At 66.5% G+C, this 14553-nt stretch carries 14 protein-coding genes; 6 read left to right on the top strand and 8 right to left on the bottom strand.

Annotation, left to right across the window (positions count from 1 at the left end):
* Genes VGN82_RS13555 through VGN82_RS13540 form a run of 4 tightly spaced genes read left to right on the top strand, consistent with a single transcriptional unit; the run spans position 1 to position 3627 of the window.
* Positions 1–1071, top strand: a complete 1071-nt coding sequence (locus tag VGN82_RS13555) for an ABC transporter ATP-binding protein (RefSeq protein ID WP_327527546.1) — start codon at positions 1–3, stop codon at positions 1069–1071.
* The gene (locus VGN82_RS13550) at positions 1068–1904 is read left to right on the top strand and encodes an ABC transporter permease (protein ID WP_327527545.1); all 837 of its coding nucleotides are present in this window, start codon (positions 1068–1070) and stop codon (positions 1902–1904) included. Before VGN82_RS13555 ends, VGN82_RS13550 begins: the two co-directional genes overlap by 4 nt.
* Positions 1901–2701, top strand: coding sequence for an ABC transporter permease (locus VGN82_RS13545; RefSeq protein ID WP_327527544.1), 801 nt, complete (start codon positions 1901–1903; stop codon positions 2699–2701). The genes VGN82_RS13550 and VGN82_RS13545 overlap by 4 nt, the downstream gene beginning before the upstream one ends.
* Positions 2701–3627, top strand: coding sequence for a polysaccharide deacetylase family protein (locus tag VGN82_RS13540; RefSeq protein WP_327527543.1), 927 nt, complete (start codon positions 2701–2703; stop codon positions 3625–3627). Before VGN82_RS13545 ends, VGN82_RS13540 begins: the two co-directional genes overlap by 1 nt.
* A 39-nt stretch (positions 3628–3666) precedes the next feature.
* On the opposite strand, the gene VGN82_RS13535 is transcribed toward VGN82_RS13540, so the two are convergent.
* Positions 3667–4410, bottom strand: coding sequence for an aspartate/glutamate racemase family protein (locus tag VGN82_RS13535; protein ID WP_327527542.1), 744 nt, complete (start codon positions 4408–4410; stop codon positions 3667–3669).
* 128 nt (positions 4411–4538) lie between these two features.
* Here VGN82_RS13535 and VGN82_RS13530 point away from each other — a divergent pair, with 128 nt between their 5' ends.
* On the top strand, positions 4539–5450 hold the full coding sequence (locus VGN82_RS13530; protein WP_327527541.1) for a polysaccharide deacetylase family protein: 912 nt from the start codon (positions 4539–4541) through the stop codon (positions 5448–5450).
* Between the two features lie 51 nt (positions 5451–5501).
* On the opposite strand, the gene VGN82_RS13525 is transcribed toward VGN82_RS13530, so the two are convergent.
* The 7 genes from VGN82_RS13525 to VGN82_RS13495 form a co-directional block, all read right to left on the bottom strand.
* Entirely contained in the window at positions 5502–7040 is a 1539-nt protein-coding gene (locus VGN82_RS13525) for an amidohydrolase family protein (protein ID WP_327527540.1), read from the bottom strand.
* A gap of 9 nt (positions 7041–7049) precedes the next feature.
* The gene (locus VGN82_RS13520; RefSeq protein ID WP_327527539.1) at positions 7050–7970 is read right to left on the bottom strand and encodes a polysaccharide deacetylase family protein; all 921 of its coding nucleotides are present in this window, start codon (positions 7968–7970) and stop codon (positions 7050–7052) included.
* Positions 7971–7985: 15 nt separating this feature from the next.
* Positions 7986–8804 carry an ABC transporter permease gene (locus tag VGN82_RS13515; protein ID WP_327527538.1) on the bottom strand — a complete coding sequence of 273 codons (819 nt, stop codon included), beginning with the start codon at positions 8802–8804 and terminating at the stop codon, positions 7986–7988.
* A 10-nt stretch (positions 8805–8814) separates the two neighbouring features.
* Positions 8815–9684 (bottom strand): ABC transporter permease, encoded by an 870-nt coding sequence (locus VGN82_RS13510; RefSeq protein WP_327527537.1) that lies wholly within the window; start codon positions 9682–9684, stop codon positions 8815–8817.
* A gap of 12 nt (positions 9685–9696) precedes the next feature.
* Entirely contained in the window at positions 9697–10725 is a 1029-nt protein-coding gene (locus tag VGN82_RS13505) for an extracellular solute-binding protein (RefSeq protein WP_327527536.1), read from the bottom strand.
* Positions 10726–10759: 34 nt separating this feature from the next.
* Positions 10760–11860, bottom strand: a complete 1101-nt coding sequence (locus tag VGN82_RS13500; protein ID WP_327527535.1) for an ABC transporter ATP-binding protein — start codon at positions 11858–11860, stop codon at positions 10760–10762.
* A gap of 108 nt (positions 11861–11968) precedes the next feature.
* Positions 11969–12703: a GntR family transcriptional regulator gene (locus VGN82_RS13495; RefSeq protein WP_327527534.1), complete on the bottom strand. Its 735-nt coding sequence runs from the start codon at positions 12701–12703 to the stop codon at positions 11969–11971.
* Between the two features lie 94 nt (positions 12704–12797).
* Here VGN82_RS13495 and VGN82_RS13490 point away from each other — a divergent pair, with 94 nt between their 5' ends.
* Positions 12798–14318 carry an amidase gene (locus VGN82_RS13490; RefSeq protein WP_327527533.1) on the top strand — a complete coding sequence of 507 codons (1521 nt, stop codon included), beginning with the start codon at positions 12798–12800 and terminating at the stop codon, positions 14316–14318.
* Positions 14319–14553 lie beyond the last annotated feature (235 nt).

The following is a 14553-nucleotide window of genomic DNA, read 5'->3' as shown; positions in this document are numbered from 1 at the left end:
ATGAATTCCGGATTCCTCTCCGTTTCGGGCGCGGCGAAGACGTTCGGCGCCGCAACCGTGCTCGACGGCGTCGATCTCTCGATGGGCCGCGGCGAGTTCATCTCGCTGCTCGGCCCCTCGGGTTGCGGCAAGACCACCTTGCTGCGCATCGTTGCCGGGCTGATGGCGCCGGACCAGGGCAAGGTCGCTCTCGACGGCGAGGACATCACACGGCGCCCGCCGCACAGGCGGGACGTCAGCGTCGTCTTCCAGAACTACGCGCTCTTCCCGCATCTCAGTGTCGCCGAGAACGTCGCCTTCGGGCTCAAGGCCCGCGGCGCGCCGAAGAACGAGATTGCGCCCACCGTCGCCAGATATCTTGGCCTCGTACAGATGGGCGCCTTTGCCGGGCGCTCGATCAGGGCGCTCTCCGGCGGCCAGCAGCAGCGCGTCGCAGTGGCGCGCGCGCTCGCCGTCGGCCCGAAGCTGCTCCTGCTCGACGAGCCTTTCTCGGCGCTCGACCGCAAGCTGCGCGAGGCGATGCAGATCGACTTGAAGCGCATCCTGCGCGAGGTCGGCACCACCGCGATCTTCGTCACCCATGATCAGGACGAGGCGCTGACCATGTCGGACCGGATCGCGGTGATGCACCGCGGCCGGATCGAGCAGCTCGATACCCCGGCCGAAATCTACCACCGGCCGGCGACGCCTTTCGCGCTCGGCTTCGTTGGCCTCTCGACGCAACTGCCTGGCAAGGTCGTGCAGGCCGCAGACGGCATGGTCGAGGTCGATACCGAAGCCGGACGGCTGCGCGCGAAGGCGAACTTTATCCCCGGCAGCGCCGTCCTCGTCGGTGTCCGGCCCGAGCGCGTCGCGATCGGCGAGACCAAGGCCAACCGCATCGAGGCCGTGCTGGCTGACGCAGCCTTCCAGGGCGCGCGCGTGCAGCTCCATTTCGCTGCTCCCGAAGGCGGGCAGATCCTCGCCGAGGTGCCTGCCTTGCCGGCTGATGCGAGGCCGGGAACGCGGCTGACGCTCTCATGGAATGTCGAGGACACGCTGGTCTATCCGGCTCTGGATCTCGTGGCATGACCAAGGGGAGCCGCTTCGACCCCGTCCTGCTGCTGGCCGTACCCGCGGTGCTCTATCTCGCACTGATCTACGGCATCCCGCTGCTGGTCCTGCTCGGGCGCAGCATGCTCGCCGGCGGCGCGCCCTCGCTCGCGCCCTTCGTCGGTTTCTTCTCGGACAGCTTCAGCTGGATCGTGATCGGCAACACGGTCCGCGTCGCGATCCTCGTCACATTGCTCTGCCTCGTCATCGGTTATCCGACGGCGCTGGCACTCGCACGAGCCAAAGGGCTGGCGCAGGCGCTGATCTTGGTCGCGATCATCCTGCCGCTCTCGGTCGGCGTCGTGGTCAAGGCCTTTGCCTGGCAGATCGTGCTGCGCCGAGACGGCGTGGTCTCCCAGATCATGACGGGGATCGGCCTCTGGGACGAGCCGCAGCGCCTGCTCTTCACCGAGGCCGGGCTGGTCATTGGCGCCGCCAATGTCTTCGTGCCCTTCATGATCCTGCCGATCTATTCGGTGCTGAAGCTGATCGACCCGCGCCTCGGCGAGGCGGCGGCGACGCTCGGCGCCTCGCCGGTCTACCGCTTCTTCAAGGTGGCGCTGCCGCTCTCGCTGCCGGGAATCGTGACGGGCATCGCCTTCGTCTTCTCGATGGCGGCCTCGATGTATGTGATCCCCAGCCTCCTGATTGGCGACCGCTTTCAGACACTGGCGACACTGACCGGCCGCTCCTTCCTGTTCATGCGCAACGAGCAGCTCGGATCGACCACCGCCGTCGTGCTTCTGGTGCTGACCGTGGCCGTCGTGGTGGCGAGCGCCGCGCTCTCGAAGCGACTGGGAGGCGCATCGTGACCGCGATCGAACGCATCGCCTCATTCACGGTCTGGCTGCTCGCCGCCGCGACCGTCATCTTCCTGCTCACTCCGCTCGTGGTCACCGTCGCCGTCTCGTTTGGCTCGAGCGCGGTCTTCACATTGCCGGCACCCAGCTGGTCGCTGCGCTGGTATCAGGCGCTCGGCCGCTCGCGCGAGCTCTGGCCAGCGGTTCTGGCTTCGGTGCAACTCGCCGCGTTTTCGACCGCGATCGCGCTCGCGCTCGGCACGCTTTGCGCCATTGGCCTCCTGCGCGGCAACTTTCGCGGGCGCGACGCCGTCGTGACCTTCCTGGTTTCGCCGTTGATGCTGCCGGGCCTCGTCATCGGCATCGCCATGCTGGAGACATTTCGTGCCGCCGGACTGCGCGACGTGTGGCTGAGCCTGGTCCTGGCCCATGTCGTGATCACGCTGCCCTATGTCATCCGCACGGTCTACGCGGCGCTGTCGCTCTTCGACTTCACCCTCATCGATGCGGCGCGGACCCTCGGCTTGTCCTATCCCAAGGCGGTACTGAAGGTTCTGGTGCCTTCGCTGGCGCCGGCCTTCCTGACCTCGGGCATGTTCGCGTTCCTCGCCTCGATGGACAACTATCCGATCTCGATCTTCTTCACCGACGCCTGGACCAAGACCTTGCCCATTCAGATGCTGCAATATGTCGAGGAGAGCCCCGATCCCACCATCGCGGCGATCTCGACCCTGCTGATCCTGCTCGCCGTCGCCGTGCTGGTCGTGGGCGATCGGCTGGTCGGCCTGCGCCGCATGGCCGATCTGTGATGTTTCCCGGCACGAAGACCGACCGCGATTTCCGTGGTTATGGCGGCAACCCGCCGGCCATCCGCTGGCCGAATGACGCCCGTCTTGCCGTCTCCGTCGTCGTCAACGTCGAGGAGGGCGCGGAGCTCACCCTCAGCCAGGGCGACGAGCGCAACGAGAGCGTCTACGAGGTGCAGGAGGAAATCGCGGGCGTTCGCGATCTCTGCATGGAATCGCATTTCGAGTACGGCACCCGTGCCGGCTGGCCGCGCATCCGCGAATTGTTGAAGCGCTATGGCGTCCGGTCCACGCTGAATGCCAATGGTCGCGCGCTCGCCATCTCGCCCTGGCTGGCACAGGAAGGCGTTGCGGACGGTCACGAGGTCGCGGCCCATGGCTGGCGCTGGGAGCGCCACGCCCATATGGACGAGGCGACCGAACGCGAGGCGATCGCGCTGACGGTGAAGGCCATCACGGAAGCGGCCGGCACGCCACCACGTGGCTGGCATACGCGCTCGGCAACCTCGCCCAACACACGCCGGCTCCTGAAGGAGCATGGCGGCTTCCTCTACGATTCCAACGATTACAATGACGACCTGCCATTTCTCGTCGATGTCGAGGGCAGCGACCATCTCGTTCTGCCCTATGCCTTCGACACCAACGACATGCGCTTCCAGCGCGGCGGAGGCTTCGTCTTTGGCGAGGATTTCGCGCGCTACTGCATCGACGCCTTCGACCGGCTCTACGAGGAGGGGGCGAGCGCGCCGCGGATGCTCTCCATCGGGTTGCACCTGCGCATCATCGGCCGGCCGGGACGCATCGGCGGGCTGGAGCGCTTCCTCGCGCATGCGGCAGCGAAGCCGGGCGTATGGTTCGCCAGGCGGGACGAGATCGCGCAGCATTGGCTGAAGGCGACCGGGCGCGAGGATCTTATCGTTGCAGGCTGAAGTGTGCCCGGGCTTGGGTGTCGAGTCCGGTGCGAGGCGTCAACGATGCTCGATCCGCCCGGCCAGCGCTGTCGCGAGCCCCTTGGTCTCCTTCGGCGCCGGCCGCCGGAACGTCCCTGCCGTCGCCTTGCGCGGCTTGAGCGAAACGAGCGCCTCGGCCTGCTTCAGGGCCGCGCCCATCTGGTCGACCACCGGCACCGGAATCCGCTCCGCCACCTTTGCCGCCAGTCCGGCCAGCGGCGCCCCGGCCAGGATCACGACATCAGCCTCGTCCTCGATAACGGCGCGTTGGGCGAGTTGGACGATCACCGCCTCCTTCTCCTCCTGCACGTCGGCGACGTCCGAGAACCCTTCGTCGAGCATGCGGATGCCGGCGCAGCGGCCGGTGAGGCCGTGCATCTCGACGCATTCCTCGTACCAGGGACCGAGCGCGCGGGCGAAGGTGACGATGGCGAAGCGCCGGCCGAGCATGCAAGCCGTCAGCATCGCGGCCTCGGCCATGCCGATGACCGGAATGTCGAACAGCTCGCGCGCGCCCATCAGGCCGGGATCGCCGAAGGCGGCGATCACCGCCGCATCGACTTCCTGATGATGCTCGGCCAGCATTTCGAGCGCGATGGCGCCGCCGATCTGTGCCTCGGCGCGGGTCGCGATATAGGGCACGCCGCGCGGCGCGGTCAGCGGCACGATCTGGGTTCCGGACGCGGCCACGGCCTGAGCCGCCACGAGCAGGCGCTGGGTGATCGCTTCGGTGGTGTTGGGGTTCAGGAGCAGGATGCGCATGAGCCATCCCTGCGCTGCCGGGGCGAGCTTGGCAATGGCCTCGCCGGCATCGGTCGGCGCGCTGCTTGCAAGCGCCCATACCGCTCGAACTCATCGAGCCTCCAACTTGCCCCAATGGTGCTCAAGCGATGACCGATCGCGACCTCCAAGGCTATGCCGGAACCTGGCCTGAGCTGACCTGGCCGAACGGCGGCAAGCTCGCTGTCTCGGTGGTGATCAATTTCGAGGAGGGAGCCGAGCTCCAGGTCGGCGATGGCGATGCCCGCTCCGAACCGATGGGCGAGGTGATCAGCGTCGTGCCGGCCGGCAAACGCGACCAGGGCCAGGAGCAGATCTTTGCCTATGGCACCCGCGCCGGGCTCTGGCGCATGCTGCACGCGCTCGACGAGGCCAAGCTGCCGGCGACCATCTTCTTTTGCGGCCGCGCCGTCGAACGCTCGCCAGAGCTTGCTCGGATCGTCGTCGAACGCGGTCACGAGCCGGCCGTGCATGGCTGGCGTTGGCGTCCGCATGCCGACTACGATACGCGCGAAGCCGAAGCCGCCGATCTAGACCGCGCGAGCCGCGTCATTGCCGAGGCAACCGGCGTCCATCCGGTCGGCTTCTTCTGCCGCGGCGGCGAGAGCCCGTGGACGCGGGCACTGCTCGCCGAGCGCGGCTTCCTCTACGGCTCGAACGGCTTCGATGACGACCTGCCTTATTGGACCGAGCCCAGTCCCGGCAGGAAGCTGCTGATCGTGCCTTACGCGCTCGACAGCAACGACATGAAGTTCTTTCATCCCAACGGCTTCGTGCGGGCGCAGGACATGGTCGACTACGTCACCGACGCGCTCGACGTTCTGGCGGAGGAGGCGGCGCGCGGCCTGCCGCGCCTGCTCAATCTCGGCTTCCACCTGCGCATCGTCGGCCGGCCGGCCCGCTTCGCCGCCTTCCGCGACATCATGCGACTGCTCGCGAGCCGCCGCGACCGGCTTTGGATCGCGACGCGTGCCGATATCGCGCGCGCATTCGCTGCCGCCGTGCCGCCGGAGGCCCGCTGAGGACGACCCGGTCCAGATCGATCTTAGCGAGCGACGTGCATGGCGCTCGGGCTAGAAGCGCCCGCTCGGCCGATAATGCGGCTCGTCGCCGAGCCCCTCGAGATAACCGTCGTAAAAGCGCCGGACATGCGGCATCACCGCTTCCGCCAGCGCCGCGCGCTCGCGCTCGGCCGGCGCCTTCGGTTTGGCCAGCGCTTCGGCGATGCCCGCCATCACGGCCTCGCGATCGACGCGCGTGAAGCGGCGCTCGCGATAGACCCAGTCGCCGCCGATCATGACGCTATGCACCGACCTGGACTTGGCCCGCTGGACCAGCACGTCGACGAAGGCAAGCGCCTCGTCCTGATAGGGATAGGTCACGTCCTTCCAGTCGAACATCACGAGATCGGCCGCCATGCCCGGCGAGAGCCGGCCGATCTGCCCGGCGAAGGGTGTCGTCGCCGCGCCGTGCTCGGTCGCCATGCGGAGCACCTCAGCCGGCGCGGGATGCGGCGCGTCGATGCCCGGCTCGCGATGGGTACGCAGGACGAGCCGCATTTCCTGCAGCATGTCGCGATCGTCGTTGATCCCGGCCTCGTCGATGCCGATGGCAACCGGGATGCCTTGCGCGAGGAAGCGGTTGACTGGCGCGACACCGCTCTTGAGGCGAAAATTCGAGCTGCAGTTGTGACAGATGCGTGTGCCGCTATGGGCGCAAAGCTCGATGTCGGCCTCACTCATCCAGACGCCGTGGCCGATGGTGAAATGCGGCCCAAGTAGTCCGAGCCGGTCGAGATGCGCTAGTGCCGACCCGCCGGTGCGTTTCTTCGCATAGGCCTTCTGATAAGGCGTCTCGAGGACGTGCATGTGCATCGGCATGCCGGTGCGGCGCGAAAGCTCGCCGGCCGTCTCCAGTGCCGTGTCGGAGAGCCAGTGTAGGTTGGACGGCGCGAGCTGAATGCGGGTCAGCGGGTCGGTGCGATGGCGCCGGAACAACTCCTCGAAGACCGCGACCTGATCGGCGAGTGGCACCGTGAAGCGCTCGAAATAGGCGCGCATCGCCGGTTTCAAATTGTCGGGCAGGCGCGCGACGAAATCCTGGTCCGCTTCGTAGACGAGACGGTTTTGGTCGCGTAGCGCCATGGAATAGGAGGCGCGCATGCCGATGCTGCGATAGGCCGAGATCACCTTTTCTGCTGCGGCGACGATATCCTCCGGCGTGCCCGGCGCGCGCGAGTGCAGGTGCTGTACCGTGGTAACGCCACTCGCGATCATCTCGAAGGCCGAGAACAGCGTGTCGGCATGAAGATCGACATCGCGCAGAGCCAGGCGGCTGGCGAACCAGAGCTCCAGCGGATGATCCGGCGAGCCGAGCTGAAGCGGCGTCAGCCCGACATGATGATGCGCATTGATGAAGCCGGGCGTGACCGCGAAGCCAGGGTCGCCAACGGTTTCAGCTTCGGGATAGCGCGCCCGGAGTTCTGCAATCGGGCCAATCTCGCGGATCACGCCGTCGATGCTGACGATGCCGGCATCCTCATGCAGGATCGGCTGGCTCGCAGCATCGAAACCTTCGAGCAGGGTCGCGCCCCAGGCGATGCGGGTGGGCATGGTGGGCCCTCAGGCGGTCTTGCCCGAGAATGGGTGCGTCTTCGCCCAATGCTGCGCGATGTCGAGCCGCCGCGTCACCCAGACGTTCTCGTGCTTCTGGACGTAGTCGAGGAAGCGGGCGAGCCCGGCGGCCCGCGCCGGATGGCCGATCAGGCGCATATGAAGGCCGACCGACATCATCTTGGGCTGGGTCGCGCCCTCGGCATAGAGCATGTCGAAGGCATCCTTGTGCCACTCGAAATAGTCGTTCGAGGTGCCGAAGAAGCCCGAGCCGAACTTGCCGTCATTGTTGACCAGCGAGTAGGGGACGATGAGCTGCGGCTTGCCGTCGACGAGCCGCCAATAGGGCAGTTCGTCGTCATAGGCATCGGAATCGTACAGGAATCCGCCTTCCTCCATCAGCAGCCTGCGCGTGTTGACGCTGGGTCCATAGCGACAATACCAGCCCAGCGGGCGCTCGCCGACCGTTGCCTCGAGCGACGTGATCGCCTTGGCGATATGTTCGCGCTCCTCGGCCTCGCTCAGCTCATAATGCTTGATCCAGCGCCAGCCATGGCAACAGACGTCGAAGCCTGAAGCCTTGATCGCGGCCGAAGCTTCCGGATTGCGCTCCATCGCCAGCGCGCAGCCGAAGACCGTCATCGGCAGCCCACGCTCCTGGAAAAGTCGCATCAGCCGCCAGAAGCCGACGCGGCTGCCATAGGCGAACATGCCCTCACCGGCGAGGTCACGCCCCTTCACACCGGTCGGCAGGCCTGTCGCTTCGGTCAGGGCGATCTCGGTATAGCCCTCGCCATCTTGGACGGAAGGCTCCGAGCCCTCCTCGTAGTTCATCACGAAGTTGATCGCGATGCGGGCTCCGCCCGGCCATTTCGGATTGGGCGGGTTGGCGCCGTAGCCGATCAGGTCGCGGTCATAGGGGGCGATCATAGGCGGTCTCCAGGGTCAGGCGCTCATGCGCTTGGTCAGGCCGGTCAGCCGGTCCATCACGATCATCAGCAGGAGCGTGGCGAGGATGAGCACGCCGGCGATGGCGGCGATGCGCACGTCCAGCGTCGATTCCATCATTCCCCACATCCGGATCGGCAGCATCCCGGTGCGCGCATTCGAGAGGAAGAGCGAGACCGGGACATTGTCCATCGACGAGATGAAGGCGAGGAAGCAGCCTGCCGCGATCCCGGGCGCGATCAGCGGCAAGGTAATGCGACGGAAGCCGTAGAAGCGGCTGGCGCCGAGATTGGCGGAGGCCTCAAGCAGCGCCGGGTCGAGCTGGGTCAGGCTCGCCAGCGTGGTGCGGAAGACAAACGGCGCGATCACGACGAGATGGCCGGCGATGAGCAAGTTGAGCGAGGGCCTGATCCCGAGCACCGAGAAGAACATCAGCGCCGCGAGCCCGTAGGAAAGGCTCGGCAGGATCAGCGGCGACAGGAAGCTCGCTTCCAGCAGGCGCGCCGAGGGGCGATTGACCCGGGTGATTGCCAGAGCCGCCAGCACCGAAAGCACCGCGCCGGCGATCGTCGCGACGAAAGCAACCCAGACGCTGTTCCAGGCTGCCGTATGGATCGGCGCCGAACGCACAGGATCGAGCAGTTCGCGATACCAGCGCAGCGACAGGTCCGGCGGCGGGAAGCGCAGCGTCTGTGAGGTGGTGAATGAGGTCGTGATCACGATGATCACCGGCGCGACCAGGATCAGGATGCCCAGCCCGGCGAGCAGGCCGATCACCCAGTTGTAGGTCACGTCGCCGAAGGTGGAGCGCTGCATCTGCCCGTCCTCAATGCGTTCGGGCGAAACGGCCGAGCCAGCCGAGCGCCATGATGCCTGCGAGCACGGTGAAGAGCAGCGTCAGCGAGGCGACGGCGGCGAACGGCCAGTTGTAGACCACGGTCGACTGCTGCCAGATCAGCGCAGGCAGATAGACCAGCCGTGCCCCGCCGATCACCGACTGCGAGATGAAGGCGGTGGTGGCCGAGGCGAAGACCAGCGTCGCGCCGGCGATCCAGCCGGGCAGGGTCAGCGGCAGCACGACCTTGAAGAAGGTCCGCCATTTCGAGGCGCCGAGCGCGCGCGAGGCGTCGACCAGGTTCTGGTCCATCTGGTTCATGATCGTCAGCAGGGGCAGCAGCATCAGCGGCATCTCGATCTGCGTCAGCGCGATCACGAGGCCGAGCTCGGTCTGCAGCAGGTTGAGCGGGGCTGCGGTCAGGCCGAGCCCCATCAGCGTCTGGTTGACCACACCCTCACGCGCCAGGATGACGATCCAGGCGAAGGTGCGGATCACCACGGAGGTCAGCAGCGGCATCAGGATGACGAAGATCAGCACGCGCTGCAGCTTCGGCCCCGAGGCTCGAAAGACCAGCGCGAGGGGATAGGCGAGCAGCGTCGTCGCCGCCACGGCGAAGACGCCGAGCTTCAGCGTGTCGAATATGACTTTGAGATAGAATCCGTCGCCGTAGAATTTCGTCCAGCTGTCGAGGCCGAGCCGCGTCTGCTCGGCATCGGCGTAGAAGCTGATGCCGAGGAGGATCGCGAAGGGCGCCGCGAAGAAGACGAGATAGGTCAGGCCGAGCGGCGCCGCGAGGCGCCAGTCGACCCTCTCGCCGGAGGCGCTGCCCCCGGCCGCTGCTGCCACGCCTGCGGCCATCGAGATCGCGCCTTACTTGGTGATTTCCTTGTTGAACCGTTCGATCCAGGCGGCGCGGACCGGATTGATCTTGGTCCAGTCATGCGTGACCATCTTGGTCAACTCGTCGACGGACTTGATGTCGAGCGTGTCGACCAGCTTCACGTCCTTGTTGATCGGAATCATGTTGTAGGGTTGCTGCTGCAGCGCGCCCTGGATCTCGGCCGAGATCGCCGTGTCCATGTATTTGTAGGCGTTCTCGACATTGTCGGCGCCCTTCACGATGTGCAGCGTGGTCTGGAAGGTGATCGCGCCGGACTCGGGCTTGACGAACTCGATGTCTACGCCGCGGCCCTTCAGGATCGCGACCGTGTTGGTGTTCGTATACATGATGTCGATCTGCCCCTGCTGGTAGAGGCCGGGCATCGCGGCCGGCGCGGCGACGGCAGCGGCCTTGGCGACGGCCTTCTTCAGCTCGGCGAAGATCGGCTCCATGTTTTCGATCGAGCCACCGAACGCCTTCGCCATTTCGATGATCGAGACCGTGCCGAAGGTGGTCTGGAAGCCGGTCAGGCCGAGCCGCTCGACATAGGGCGACTTGAACAGGTCGGCCCAGCTCTTCGGCGGGGTCGGGAACTTCTTCGGGTTGTAGGCGATGCCGACCACCTGCGCGTTGCAGGTCACCCCATGCGAGGTGATCAGCCCGTCCGGCACCTTGGCGGCGTTGGTCAGCTTCTTGGCGTCGACCGGCTCGAACAGACCCGCCTGCATGGCGGCAGCGGCCGGGCCGGGATCGAGCACGAAGCAGTCGAAAGGCGGCACGCCGCGCGCGGCACGCACCTTGGCGACCTGGTCGACCGCGAAGAGCGAGTCGAAGGCCATGTCGATATTGGCGCTCTTCTTCAGCGCCGGGGCCACGACGCCTCGATAGGCTTCCTCCCAGGTTCCCGGATAGATCGCGGCGGTGAGGCTGCCGGCGGCGCGCGCGCTCAGCGGCAGGGAGGCGGCGAGTCCGAGGGCACCGGCTCCGACAAGCAGGTCGCGGCGGCTGATCGTGGTCATGGCTGTCGTCTCCGTTGAGTTGAGTGTGACGGGATCAGGGGTTGGCGAAGAGCGAAGGCCGGGCATGGTCGGCTAGTGCACAGAAGGCGGTCTCCGCCCGGCCCGAAGCGACGCCGGGCCGCCGCGGTACGGCGACCTTGAGCGAAGTGCCGTCCGGGGCCGTGACGTCGTGGATCAGTTCGCCGCCGATCGGCAGGCTGAGCTTGAGCGCGACCGGAAAGCGGCCCGCGCCGGCCTCATCGGCAAGCAGCATCTGCTCGGGACGGACAGAGACCAGCACCGGTGATCCGGGCGAAAAGCTCATCCGCGAGGGAATCGTCCAGGTCGCGCCGGCGGCAAGTGCGACGCGACAGCTCTCCGCCGTCGCGGCCTCGACGGTCCCGGCGAGCAGATTGCTGGAGCCGATGAAGCCGTTGACGAACAGGCTTGCCGGCTCGTCGTAGATCTGCACCGGCGTGCCGAGTTGCTCGATCCGGCCCTGGCTCATCACGGCGATGCGGTCTGCAATCGCCATCGCCTCGTCCTGGTCGTGCGTCACCATGATCGCCGTCAGGGCGAATTGACGCTGCAGGCGCTTGATCTCGATCTGCATGTCGAGCCGCAGGTTCTTGTCCAGCGCAGCGAAAGGCTCGTCGAGCAACAGGATCCGCGGACGGATCGCCAACGCACGCGCCAGCGCAACGCGCTGCTGTTGGCCGCCGGAAAGCTGTCGCGGCTTGCGGTCGGCGAGCTGTTCCAGCTGGACGATCGCCAGCATTTCGGCGACGCGCTCATCCTGAAGCTTTCGGCTTTCGCCGCGCGCAGCGAGCCCGTAGGCGATGTTTTGCGCCACCGTCATGTGCGGGAACAGCGCGTAGTTCTGAAAGACGATGCCGATCTCGCGCTTGCTCGGTGGTAGCGTGTCGATCGGCCGGCCGCCGATGATGACCTTCCCGTTGCCCTGCTCGATGAAGCCGGCGACGATCCTGAGCAAAGTAGTCTTGCCGCATCCCGAAGGGCCGAGGAGCGCGACGAGTTCGCCGCCCTTGACCTCGAGCGTAACGTTGTCGACCGCGAGCCCGCCACCGTAGCTGTGCGTGATACCGTCAAGCGTCAGTGGCTGGGCAGCAGGGCCGGTCTCGGAGCGCTGCAGCATCACGCCCACGCTCCCCGCCGCATCGGCGATCGAAAAGCGCCGCGGCGACGGGTTATCCTTGCATCGGCAGGAATGACGTCACCGGGCATCCAGGCAGCTCCTCGCGGGTCAGGGGAGGGAGGGGGCCTCCTTCCGCTTCTTGGTGGTCAATCTGGTACGCAAGATGCGTGCCGACTGCTCGACGGGAGCGAGTGCCTCACGCAGTTGCGCAAGTGGATCCGGCCGTTCTGGGATCTGCAGCTTCGCCTCCCAGCTGCCGAGATGCGCAGCCATGCGACGCTCGGCTTCGGACAGGTCTCCCGCCGCCAGCGCAGCGACGATCCCCGCATGTTCGGCAAAGGAGCGGGCGGCATCCGCGTCAGACTGGTGATGCATCGCGGCCAGCGTCGTGCGCACCGTGAGGTCGCGGATCGTCTCGGCGAGTAGCCGGTTTCCGAGGGCTCCGGCCAGGCAGACGTGAAAATCGCCGAGCAGGAAGCTGCGCAGCCCGGCATTGTGCCCGCCAAGGGCGCTTCGTTGCTGCTCGATATGCGCGCGCAGCCGCTTCAGGCCGCGCTCGTCGATCTGCTGCGCCATGCGCAGCAGGCCGGTCTCGATGACGTAGCGGGCCTCGAAAGCCTCGCGAGCCTGCTCGCGTGACGGCTCGACGAGATACCAGCCCCGCCTCGCGCTGACCTCGACAATGCCGCGAGCCGCCAGCCGGATCAGCGCCTCGCGCGCGAGCGTGCGGCTGCATGCGAACAGCGCCGCGAGCTCCTTCTCGCCGAGACGACTACCCGCTGGCAACTTTTCGGCGAGCACGGATTCGAGGATGCGATCACTGATCTGGCCTGGCAGCGTCATGGCGGCTCTCCCGTGATTGCTCGGCAGCAAACCACATGCCACAGGTATACAAGATTGATCGACAAGCGTCGTGGTGCGGATCGCCGAGGATTGCATGATTCCGACAGAAGGCCTGCTCGCTGAACAGGCGGACCAATCCGAGAGCTCTCCGCGTGCGACCGACCTCTGGCGGCTCAGCGCCGGCGAGCTTGCTTGTGGCTATCGGTCTGGCGAATTCGATCCCGTCGACGTCATCGAGGCTTGCCTGGCGCGCGCCGAGGCGTGCGAGCCCGCGCTCAACGCCATGGTGGTGTTGGACCGAAGCGGCGCTCTCGCTGCCGCTCATGAAAGCAGCAGCCGCTTCGCGCGGGGCACGCCGCTCGGCCCGCTTGATGGCGTGCCGGTCAGCGTGAAGGACAACATGCACGTGTCAGGCCTGGCCACGAGCTGGGGCAGCCGCCTTCTACGCAATGTCAGACCCGCGCGAGACGAGGTTCCGGTCTCGCGAGTGCGGGCTGCCGGCGCGGTGATAATTGGCAAGACGAACCTTTCCGAATTCGCGATGCAGGGCTTCACCTCGAACGCCGTCGCGGGAACCACGCGAAATCCGTGGAACCCGGCCCTGACGCCCGGCGGATCCTCCGGCGGAGCAGTGGCCGGCGTCGCGGCCGGCTATTGCCCGATCGCCCTGGCGACGGACGGTGGCGGCTCGACACGCCGGCCCGCATCGCATTGCGGACTTGTCGGATTCAAGCCTTCGATGGGACTTGCGCCACGCGGCGGCGGCCTCCCTGAGATATTTCTGGGATATGAAGTCGCTGGAGCGATCGGGCGCAATACCGCGGACGTCGCGATGATGACCGAAATCCTTGCGGGTCGAGATCTCGCCGTGCCGCCCCCGGCCGGCTTGCGCATCCTATTCGTGCCGGGTTTTGGCGAGCACCCCGTCGATCCGGGCATTGCCCGGCAGGTTCGCGATGCTGCTCAGAATTTTGCCAGGCTTGGCCATCAGGTGGAGGAAGTCGGCAATTCGAGCTTCGCCGAGCGGATCAACCGCCTCTGGATGTCGATGTCCGCAATCGGATTGGCGTGGATGCTCGATGAGCCGACGGCTTGGCCGGAGCTCGGCTACGGCCCGGGCGAGCGTCCTGACATCGCTCTCTGCGGCGAGGCGGCGCAGGCCAACTATCGTCTCGGCGTCTCGGCCGGGGGCACGGCGCTGTTCGAGATCCTGGTCGAGGTCGAACAGCTCAAGCGAGAAGTCGCGCGGCTGTTCGCACGCCACGACATTCTGCTGATGCCGGCTACCGCGGCTCTGCCCTGGCCGGCGGAAGAGAGCCACCCGCCTCTGATAGATGAGCGAGCAGCGGGACCGCGCGGCCATGCGATCTTCACCGGCTTCGCCAACGCCGCCGGTCTGCCGGCTATCGCGACCCCAAGCGGCTTGGTCGATGGCTTGCCCACTGGCTTTCAGCTCGTTGGACAGCAAGGCGCCGACGCGGTGGTGCTCGCGCTATCGCGACAGTTCGAAGAGGCTTACGGCCTCGCTGCCTTCGGGCGGACGCGAACTGGGCGCAACGGTGACGATGAGCTGGCTAGCGCATCACTGCTCAGAGATAAAAGGCCAAGCAACTAGGTCAGAAGCGACCGAAGCGGACATTGCATTCGTGCCTGGAATCTGGCGTTCCCAACCGAGGAGGCAGAGGGCAGCTCGCGGCACTGGCTGACGTTGGTGCTCCGCCCGAAACCGGATGTGTGAGATTAGCGGAACATCCGTTGCCCCGTATTGGCTGGAACGGGCAGCTCAAGCTGTCGGGCAGCGTTCTGGGACACATCCCCTTGGCTCGGCGGACAAATCCTGCGATGAGCGG

This window comes from Allobosea sp. (assembly GCF_035999205.1).
In the GTDB taxonomy this organism is placed as follows: domain Bacteria; phylum Pseudomonadota; class Alphaproteobacteria; order Rhizobiales; family Beijerinckiaceae; genus Allobosea.
The sequence above is the reverse complement of the archived record's forward strand: the minus strand, read 5'-3'. Positions and strand labels throughout refer to the sequence as shown.

What these genes read in the sequence shown, in the direction of transcription:
- VGN82_RS13555 (WP_327527546.1), top strand. Translation starts at nt 1, where the DNA reads ATGAATTCCGGATTCCTCTCCGTTTCGGGCGCGGCGAAGACGTTCGGC.
- VGN82_RS13535 (WP_327527542.1), bottom strand. Translation starts at nt 4,410, where the DNA reads ATGCGCATCCTGCTCCTGAACCCCAACACCACCGAAGCGATCACCCAG.
- VGN82_RS13550 (WP_327527545.1), top strand. Translation starts at nt 1,068, where the DNA reads ATGACCAAGGGGAGCCGCTTCGACCCCGTCCTGCTGCTGGCCGTACCC.
- VGN82_RS13505 (WP_327527536.1), bottom strand. Translation starts at nt 10,725, where the DNA reads ATGACCACGATCAGCCGCCGCGACCTGCTTGTCGGAGCCGGTGCCCTC.
- VGN82_RS13540 (WP_327527543.1), top strand. Translation starts at nt 2,701, where the DNA reads ATGTTTCCCGGCACGAAGACCGACCGCGATTTCCGTGGTTATGGCGGC.
- VGN82_RS13510 (WP_327527537.1), bottom strand. Translation starts at nt 9,684, where the DNA reads ATGGCCGCAGGCGTGGCAGCAGCGGCCGGGGGCAGCGCCTCCGGCGAG.
- VGN82_RS13500 (WP_327527535.1), bottom strand. Translation starts at nt 11,860, where the DNA reads ATGCTGCAGCGCTCCGAGACCGGCCCTGCTGCCCAGCCACTGACGCTT.
- VGN82_RS13490 (WP_327527533.1), top strand. Translation starts at nt 12,798, where the DNA reads ATGATTCCGACAGAAGGCCTGCTCGCTGAACAGGCGGACCAATCCGAG.
- VGN82_RS13515 (WP_327527538.1), bottom strand. Translation starts at nt 8,804, where the DNA reads ATGCAGCGCTCCACCTTCGGCGACGTGACCTACAACTGGGTGATCGGC.
- VGN82_RS13525 (WP_327527540.1), bottom strand. Translation starts at nt 7,040, where the DNA reads ATGCCCACCCGCATCGCCTGGGGCGCGACCCTGCTCGAAGGTTTCGAT.
- VGN82_RS13520 (WP_327527539.1), bottom strand. Translation starts at nt 7,970, where the DNA reads ATGATCGCCCCCTATGACCGCGACCTGATCGGCTACGGCGCCAACCCG.
- VGN82_RS13530 (WP_327527541.1), top strand. Translation starts at nt 4,539, where the DNA reads ATGACCGATCGCGACCTCCAAGGCTATGCCGGAACCTGGCCTGAGCTG.
- VGN82_RS13495 (WP_327527534.1), bottom strand. Translation starts at nt 12,703, where the DNA reads ATGACGCTGCCAGGCCAGATCAGTGATCGCATCCTCGAATCCGTGCTC.